We start from the raw sequence: 7,188 nt of genomic DNA, 5'->3' as shown, positions 1-7,188 counted from the left end.
TCAATAGAAATAAAAATAGCACCGTCATCGCTTAAAAGTTTGTGCAATAAAACCAGACGTGGGTACATCATGCAGAGCCATTTATCGTGTCGTGTAAGGTCTTCGCCTTGTTTGCCTACTACTTCGCCCAACCATTTTTTAATTTTCGGGTGGTTTACATTGTCGTTGTAAACCCAATTTTCGTTTCCTGTATTATAAGGTGGGTCAATGTAGATACATTTAATTTTTCCTTCGTATTCGGGTAATAAACTTTTAAGGGCTTCTAAATTATCTCCGTGAATTATTTTATTTCCGCTATTTGTCGGATTTTCTTGTTTTCCTAATTCAGCCGAAAACCTATATTTATGTTCCAAAATTCTATATGGAACATCTTGATGGTGATTAATAACTTTTTCTTTTCCTATCCAATTGAGTGTTGGCATATTTTGATTATAGGTGGGTTCTCACAATTCATTTTTATTTCTCCATGGTAAAGAATATCCGTACTCTTTCCATGTTTTTGACACTACAGACAAAGGTATATATTTTTCTGATAATATATATTTTTTTATTTTCATCAAAATTATATACAATTAAGGGGATTGTTAAATATAGATAGATTTTTTAAAAAAAATTTATATCTGTGAAAAAATAAAAATATTTTTTTAATCTCTATTTAACACTCTCTATTTTTATTAAAAAACCACTAACTGTCTTTTAGTACATTTTCTATCTTATCCCAATCTATAATCTCACTTGAGATAAAACATCTTTTTTATTCTTACGATGAAATAGCAATAGACCTGCAAACATTCGTTGTTTTGTATGTATTCTCATAATTATTTATTTTTATTGTATATAATGAGTCATTTTGATAGAAATAAGTAGATTTTTATTAATTTAGTTTCGCAACGGTCTTTCTACCTAAAAATAGCAAAAGGATTTTTATTATACCTTATATTAATACATTTCTGTATGAATTCATTTCATAATTGTTTTTCAAAAAGCAAACGAAAAATCTTCCTTCCAAAAATAATACTGTATCTAAAACGAATATCTGTATTTATTTTTTTCTCACATCTATTCTATATCATAATCCTCAAATGGTTTTTTCCTCCTATTACTCTCATTCAATTAGGAAGTCATATGGACGAATATGGATTTAAAAAAAAGTATGTTCCTTGGAATAATATATCTCAAAATGCAAAATTGGGTGTTATAGCTTCTGAGGATCAACTCTTTTTAGAACATTATGGATTTGATTGGAATAAGATACTAGATGCTATAGAACATAACCAGAAAAAACCTCATAAAATTCGTGGTGCTTCTACTATATCACAACAAGTAGCCAAAAATGTATTTCTTTGGAAAGGACGTAGTTGGATAAGAAAAGGATTAGAAACCTATTTTACTGCTATGATTGAAATTTTTTGGGGAAAGAAACGAATATTAGAAGTGTATTTAAATGTTTCTGAAATGGGAAAAGGCATTTTTGGAATAGAGGCAGCATCTATTTTTTATTTTCATAAAAGTGCTAAAAATCTAACAAAAGAAGAAGCGGCTACTATTATTGCATGCCTACCTAATCCTAAAAAATACTACAAACTTCTCCAATATCCTTTTATGGTAAAAAGAAAACAACAAATACTCACCCAAATGTATCATATACAAAACAATATTCTTGTAAAAAAATTTATAGAAAATACAAATAACCATTAAAAATATTTTTTTTATTCTCTTTTTATTGCATTTTATAAGGTAATTTTTAGAATGAATAAAAAATAACTATCTTGCGTTAAAAAATTATTTTTATTCATAATTATTATTTAAATACTAAAAATGCTAATAATAGAAGTTAAAGCAGGGGAACCAATAGATAAAGCTCTTAAAAAATTTAAGAAGAAGTTTGAAAAAGTAGGAATATTAAGACAACTAAGAAAAAGAGTAGCGTATGAAAAATCATCTGTAAGAAGAAGAAATGAGATTATTAGAGCTGTTTATAGACAACAAGAATCGTTAAAAGCAAAAGATACGCAAAAATAATTTTGTCCATTTAAAGAGTTGTCTTTTTAATCGCACATTGATTTAACCGATACGACTGATTTTTAATGAGTACATCAGTAGCATCAGTTAAATGAGTGTGCTATTTTATTTTTTTACACATAGAATATGATTTTTGAAACAATACAACATCAACATCTCTCATTTTATAAATACTCTCAAAACAATAAACCCATTGGAGTTATTGTTTTTATCTTTTATTCTGAATACAATAATCCTTTTGAATATACTATAGATCGTTTTCTCAAACAAAATTATATTTGTTATACATGGAATATAAACAATGTAACCCAACCTTATATAATATCTTTGGAATGCCTCTTACAATACATACGATTAGAGTTTTTAGATATTCCAATATTTTCTTACTCGTTCCATATCTGTAATATAATCATTGCCGACTTTCTTATATCTGGTAATATCCGAGAAATACATTCTTGTATTTTTGAGAACACACATATTTCTTTTAAAACACTGACAAAAATGCAATTTCTCTTTTACAAATCCCTTTCTCTTTCCATACCCTCTTATCGTATCTCAAAACCTTTTCCGCATTCGGATATTACAAACATATCCATATTTTCTTTTTTTTATTTTATCAGTAAAACGCCCATTCTCCAGAAAATCAATCTGATACATACTCCCATTTTATCGGTAGATGAAAAAAATAACAGAACAGAACTACAAAACTCTATAGAAATATGGATAAAAAATAAAATAAAACAAAAAGAATAACTGGAAAAACGTCATTTTGTCAGTATACACCCTATGGCAAAACAATTGTTTCATATCTATTTTAATAGGTATAAATCTTAAATTTACAAATACTCAAAAGCATATCATTATATGGATAAAAAACACTTAAAAGAAGAAGAAAATTTAGAAAACAAAGAAGATACTCCCGATACAGAAGAAAAAAAAGATGGAGAAACAGAAATGCTTAAAAAAGAATTGCAGGAAATAAAAGATAAATATATACGTCTGTATTCCGAGTTTGACAACTTTAAAAGAAGAACCGCAAAAGAACGTATAGAAACCATAAAAACCGCATCAGAATCTGTATTAAAAGCCATTTTGCCAGTAGTAGATGATTTTGAAAGGTCTTTCAAAGCAATAGAAGGAAAAACAATAGATACTACCCTCAAAGAAGGAACAGAACTTATCTATAATAAACTGATAAAAGTTTTAGAACAAAATGGAGTAAAATCAATGGATACCAAAATAAAAGAAGATTTTGATCCCGAAAAACACGAAGCTATAACCCAAATATCTGTCACCGACAGCCATTTGAAGGGAAAAATTGTAGATGTATTAGAAAAAGGGTATTACATTCAGGACAAAGTAATACGATTCTCCAAAGTTATAACAGGAACATAAAATATGGCAAATAAAAGAGATTATTACGAAGTATTAGGAGTGTCTCGTAGTGCCACTCCCGATGAACTCAAGAAAGCATATAGAAAGCTCGCTATTCAATACCATCCAGATAAAAACCCAGGAAATAAAGAAGCAGAAGAAAAATTCAAAGAAGCAGCGGAAGCATACGAAGTTCTAACCGACCCCAATAAAAAATCAAAGTATGACACTTATGGACATCAAGCTGTGTATGGCGATGGGGGTGGATTTGGCGGTGGTGGAGGTTTTTCAGGCATGAATATGGATGATATCTTTGAACAGTTCAGTGATATCTTTGGAGGAATGGGAGGAAGGCAATCTTCCCGACCTTCTAGTGGAATGAAAGGTTCTAATTTGAGAATTACACTCAAACTTACCTTAGAAGAAATTGCACAGGGTATTGAAAAAAAAATTAAAATAACGCGTATGGTAGCAGTAAATGGGCTTCAGTTTTCTACTTGTAAAGTATGCAAAGGCACAGGAAAAATTAGGAAAGCAGTAAATACAATGCTCGGTCAAATGGTGACAGAAACCCACTGTCAAAATTGTCAAGGAGCCGGTAAAAAATTAGAAAATGTTCCCCCAGGAGTAGAAAAAAACGGATTAAAAGCACAAGAAGAAGTTATAACTCTCAATATACCCGGCGGCGTAACCGAAGGAATGCAACTATCACACCAGGGGAAAGGAAATGACGCTCCCGCAGGAATGGGAATCCCCGGAGACCTCATAATAGCTATAGAAGAAGTCCCCCACGATACACTCAAGAGACAAAATACAGATATTTATTATGAATTACATATTAATTTTGCCGATGCTGTATTAGGAACAAGTGTAGAAATACCTACCATAGAAGGAAATGTGAGAATAAAAATAGAACAAGGAACCCAAAGTGGAAAACTTTTACGACTTAAAAGCAAAGGTATTCCTGATTTAAATGACAGAAGATACAGAGGAGACCAAATAATAGTAGTAAGTGTATGGACCCCCCTATTTCTTACAAAAGAAGAAAAAGAAATGGTGGAAAAATTGCAAAAATCTCCAAACTTCCGCCCCAATGTTTCCAAGTCAGATAAAAATTTCTTTGATAGAATAAAAGATATATGGAAAAATTAAATAATAACTTCGGCATAAACAAAGAAACACAAGAATATAATCAATTATTAGATGAACACGAAGTAAATATTTGTAATCAATTAGCATATATTATAAACAAGTATCTAAAAAATAACGAAAATAAAATTTGGCATTCGCATCCTGTTTGGTTTTTAGATGGTAATCCGATAGTCGGGTATAGCAAAGAAAAAAAAGGAATCCGACTTATGTTTTGGAGTGGAGCAGATTTTGAAGAAAAAAAATTACATGTAAGAGATGGAAAATTTAAAGATGCTTCTATATTTTATAATTCTGTAACAGAAATTAATGAAGCAGATTTAAAACTGTGGCTTGAAAAATCAGAGAAAATCCAATGGGATTACAAAAATTTAATAAAACGAAGAGGAAAGTTAGAGCGAATACAAGCAAATAATTAGAGATTTTTCATTACTATAAGTACATGTAACTATATAGATATTATAAAATTGTTGAAAAAAAATAATTGATTTAAAACCTACAAACCTAATCATCCGATTATACAAAATATAATAAATATTTACATTTAAATGAGATAATTTTTTTATCTAAATTTTTCGTTTTCAAAATATATTTTTAATTACATAATATACTTTATATAAGCATTGAGTCCTATCCGAAAAGTTATTTTTACAAAAATATTTAGATTAAAACCTATTGATAATCAAATAGTTACAAAGCTATAAATATATCACAAGTGAATTTCGGAATATACTCGATATTTTTTATTAAAATGTAACTACTGTACTTTTTTATATTTTGTTTTTTTTATTCTCTTTACAAAAGAAAAAAGCATTTTCTCATTCTCAATGAACCATAGAGAAAAAATAGGATCCTTTCTGTATAGATACATTTGCTATTTGTTGCCTCATCAGTATGGTATTTATAGGGTTGGTTTTAGTAAATCTTTTGAGACCTAATAAGAGAACTTTATTTTCATCTCCTTTTGTGAAAGCATTGATAGATTCTCTCCCTGCCTTTTCTATTTTTTCTACGGCAGAATTAAGATATACTTTTGCGACGAATTGTTCTATTTGAGAAGCACTATTCCCTTTTGTGTTTGTAATTTTTTCTACTCGTAAGAGAGTGGATTCTGCTACGTATACTTCCGTCATCATATCGGCTATATTCATCAATATTTCCTGTTCTTTTTCTATATTTGTAGTGAAAGTTTGTGCGGCTTTCCCTGCTACCATAAGAACTGCTTTTTTGAGATTTTTGATAATTTCTTTTTCTTCTGCAAAAGGTATGGAAAGATCTAAAGAAGAGAATTGTGGAACAGATGTAATTTCTTTTGCTACGTCCATAGCGGCGGTAAAGAGGTCTATATCTCCTTTGAGAGATCTTTTAAGTACCATTCCTACAGCAAGCATTCGGTTGATTTCATTTGTTCCTTCGTAGATACGTGATATTCGAGCATCTCTATATGCTCTTGCCATGGGGGCTTCTTCAGAAAAACCCATTCCACCATATATTTGAACTCCCTCATCTACTATAAAATCAAGAACTTCTGATGCATGGACTTTTGTGAGAGAGCATTCTATAGCAAATTGTTCTACTCCTTTGAGTTTTGCTTGTGTTTCGTCCAAACCTTCTTGTATAAGAGAGTTTATTTTATCTTCTATGTTTTGCCCTGCTCTATAAATAGCAGATTCTGTAGCAAAAATTTTTATGGTCATTTCAGCAATTTTATGCTTTATAGCCCCAAAAGTATTGAGAGGAACACCGAATTGTTTTCTTTCTGTGGAATATTTAATGGATTTTGTAATGACTTCTTTACATCCTCCAATAACTCCAGCTGCAAGCTTTATACGTCCGATATTGAGTATATTTACTGCTATTTTAAATCCATTTTCTCTTTCGGATAGCATATTTTCTATAGGAACTTTGCAGTCGTTAAAAAATATTTGTCTGGTAGAGGAACCTTTTATGCCTAGTTTTTTTTCTTCTTCATTCATAGTTATTCCAGCAAATTTTTTTTCTACGATGAAAGCGGTAAGGTTTTTATCAGAATCTATTTTTGCGAATACAATGAGTATATCAGCAAATCCTCCATTTGTTATCCACATTTTTTGTCCTGTAATAGAATAAAATTTTCCATCGGGGGTAAGAGTCGCTTTTGTTTTTCCTGAATTAGCATCAGAACCGGAATCTGGTTCTGTAAGACAATAGCATGCTTTGAGTTTTCCACTTATTATACCAGGAATATATTTTTTCTTTTGTTGTTCATTTCCGTAGTAAAGAATAGGAAGAGTTCCTATTCCTGTATGTGCTCCATAAGTAGTAGCAAAAGATCCAGCTATTCCTATAACATCAGCCATAAGCATACCTGTATTAAAGCTCATTCCCAATCCTCCGTATTCTTCGGGAGCTGATACACCTAATAATCCTAATTCTCCTGCTTTTTCTACTATACTTTCCATAACACCTGGCTCTTGTTTTTCTATTTTTTCTGTGATAGGCAGAATCTCCTTTTTAATAAAGGTGTAACACGCTTGAGCCATCATCTTTTGTTCTTCTGTAAATTCTTCGGGTATAAATATATCCTCTGCTTTGGTTTCTTTTACTAAAAACTCCCCTCCGTTAATTGCTTTTATTTTTGTTACTTCCATAAAATTGGTAATT

General features: G+C 30.4%; 8 protein-coding genes. 6 read left to right on the top strand and 2 right to left on the bottom strand.

Going from position 1 to position 7,188, the window contains the following annotated elements:
• Positions 1 to 422, bottom strand: a 422-nt coding sequence (locus QM536_03780) for a DNA methyltransferase (GenBank protein MDI9356131.1), incomplete at its 3' end; no start/stop codon positions are given.
• A 532-nt stretch (positions 423 to 954) separates the two neighbouring features.
• On the opposite strand from QM536_03780, the gene mtgA reads away from it, so the two are divergent.
• The 6 genes from mtgA to QM536_03750 all read left to right on the top strand — a co-directional run bounded on the left by mtgA (position 955) and on the right by QM536_03750 (position 4,964).
• Positions 955 to 1,698: a monofunctional biosynthetic peptidoglycan transglycosylase gene (gene mtgA / locus QM536_03775; protein ID MDI9356130.1), complete on the top strand. Its 744-nt coding sequence runs from the start codon at positions 955 to 957 to the stop codon at positions 1,696 to 1,698.
• Between the two features lie 120 nt (positions 1,699 to 1,818).
• Positions 1,819 to 2,022, top strand: coding sequence for a 30S ribosomal protein S21 (gene rpsU / locus QM536_03770; GenBank protein ID MDI9356129.1), 204 nt, complete (start codon positions 1,819 to 1,821; stop codon positions 2,020 to 2,022).
• Positions 2,023 to 2,148: 126 nt separating this feature from the next.
• Positions 2,149 to 2,775, top strand: coding sequence for a hypothetical protein (locus QM536_03765; protein MDI9356128.1), 627 nt, complete (start codon positions 2,149 to 2,151; stop codon positions 2,773 to 2,775).
• Positions 2,776 to 2,886: 111 nt separating this feature from the next.
• Positions 2,887 to 3,417 (top strand): nucleotide exchange factor GrpE, encoded by a 531-nt coding sequence (locus QM536_03760; protein ID MDI9356127.1) that lies wholly within the window; start codon positions 2,887 to 2,889, stop codon positions 3,415 to 3,417.
• A gap of 3 nt (positions 3,418 to 3,420) precedes the next feature.
• Positions 3,421 to 4,548 carry a molecular chaperone DnaJ gene (gene dnaJ / locus QM536_03755; protein ID MDI9356126.1) on the top strand — a complete coding sequence of 376 codons (1,128 nt, stop codon included), beginning with the start codon at positions 3,421 to 3,423 and terminating at the stop codon, positions 4,546 to 4,548.
• Complete coding sequence (locus QM536_03750) at positions 4,536 to 4,964, top strand: DUF1801 domain-containing protein (protein ID MDI9356125.1); 429 nt, start codon at positions 4,536 to 4,538, stop codon at positions 4,962 to 4,964. The genes dnaJ and QM536_03750 overlap by 13 nt, the downstream gene beginning before the upstream one ends.
• Positions 4,965 to 5,369: 405 nt before the next feature.
• Here the strand turns inward: QM536_03750 and QM536_03745 are convergent, their stop codons facing one another.
• The gene (locus QM536_03745) at positions 5,370 to 7,175 is read right to left on the bottom strand and encodes an acyl-CoA dehydrogenase family protein (protein MDI9356124.1); all 1,806 of its coding nucleotides are present in this window, start codon (positions 7,173 to 7,175) and stop codon (positions 5,370 to 5,372) included.
• Positions 7,176 to 7,188 lie beyond the last annotated feature (13 nt).

This window comes from Chitinophagaceae bacterium (assembly GCA_030053935.1).
Taxonomy (GTDB): domain Bacteria; phylum Bacteroidota; class Bacteroidia; order Cytophagales; family JASGCU01; genus JASGCU01.
The sequence above is the reverse complement of the archived record's forward strand: the minus strand, read 5'-3'. Positions and strand labels throughout refer to the sequence as shown.

Bases quoted from the DNA above. Each gene is read 5' to 3' on its own strand.
- mtgA (MDI9356130.1), top strand. From the start codon at position 955: ATGAATTCATTTCATAATTGTTTTTCAAAAAGCAAACGAAAAATCTTC.
- rpsU (MDI9356129.1), top strand. From the start codon at position 1,819: ATGCTAATAATAGAAGTTAAAGCAGGGGAACCAATAGATAAAGCTCTT.
- QM536_03765 (MDI9356128.1), top strand. From the start codon at position 2,149: ATGATTTTTGAAACAATACAACATCAACATCTCTCATTTTATAAATAC.
- QM536_03760 (MDI9356127.1), top strand. From the start codon at position 2,887: ATGGATAAAAAACACTTAAAAGAAGAAGAAAATTTAGAAAACAAAGAA.
- dnaJ (MDI9356126.1), top strand. From the start codon at position 3,421: ATGGCAAATAAAAGAGATTATTACGAAGTATTAGGAGTGTCTCGTAGT.
- QM536_03750 (MDI9356125.1), top strand. From the start codon at position 4,536: ATGGAAAAATTAAATAATAACTTCGGCATAAACAAAGAAACACAAGAA.
- QM536_03745 (MDI9356124.1), bottom strand. From the start codon at position 7,175: ATGGAAGTAACAAAAATAAAAGCAATTAACGGAGGGGAGTTTTTAGTA.